This is a genomic window from Vibrio ordalii ATCC 33509 (genome assembly GCA_000257205.1).
Taxonomy (GTDB): Bacteria; Pseudomonadota; Gammaproteobacteria; order Enterobacterales; family Vibrionaceae; genus Vibrio; species Vibrio ordalii.
In genome coordinates, this window is the sequence record AEZC01000005.1 from 1 (window position 1) to 1,036 (window position 1,036).

1 protein-coding gene is annotated in these 1,036 nt (G+C 39.3%); it reads right to left on the reverse strand.

Features of this window, described 5'->3' with window-relative positions:
- Window positions 1-79: 79 nt before the first annotated feature.
- A partial coding sequence (locus VOR_RS0100225; protein ID WP_010316918.1) for an O-antigen ligase family protein occupies window positions 80-1,036 on the reverse strand: 957 nt, incomplete at its 5' end.

The window sequence follows — 1,036 nt, forward strand, 5'->3', positions numbered from 1 at the left end:
AAACGTATACCATTCCTACTTGAAGCTGCGCGGTGTTGGATACATTCGTTTACCTGCAACTCAAAGTCGTTTTTATATATCAGGAATATTTTGAACGAGTGACCAGACTCGGCATTGAATTTGACCAGTGTCCCATCAATAAACACAGCAAGAAATAAAGTGTTGTTGCGGGAGCTTGAAGTGGGAAATCAACACTCATATGTATCAACATACCGATAATAGCCATTAAAGACGCTAATCCGATCCCTTTCATTAACTTATTTCTGCGGTTTTTAAACGCATAAAATGCGCGTTGGGTGGCGACTAAGATCATTACACCCAATATCGAAACCATCACAAGGCCTGATTCTAATGTGAATTGGATGTAGTCATTATGAGCATGATCGTAAAACAGTTTTACTTTTCCTTGATTGTAGGAAGGGAAAGTGGAGTAGAAAGTGCCGGCCCCAAAGCCAGTCAGAGGCCTTTCTTGTATTGCGACTAGGGAATATCTGACCACATCATCTCTTGATTCACTTTCCAAGCTAGTTTCAATAAGACGTTGTTTCACTTTTTCTAATCCAAACCATTGGCTCACAATGAACGTATCAATGATGAATAAACTGATGATGAGCACATAAACACTTTTGGGTTTTGGTTTGTAAAAAAATAATAACAGCACACAACCTATAGTTAAGGCGATGAAAAAAGCCATATTACCCATTCTAGATCGAGTTAAGACTAATGCAATCAACATGATGACGAGCCCTAAACGTACAAAGGCTTTATCAGACAGCAACACGGCTAAAAACTGTTTAGTGATATTTCTCAATCCGGTTTTGTGTGAGCTATCGAGTTTGGCAATCAATAAGCCAAAGCCAATGCAGAGATTTAGCATTAGAAAATTGGCTAGATGGTTGTGATAGACAAAACTTCCAGAGGCTCTATTTCCTAGTGGTAGGTTGAAAATTATCGAATGATCTAGATTGAGTAGCAAAATCACGCCAGCGTAAAAGCCTTGGCAAATTCCACTGCTAACCATGACTACTGCGAGAAG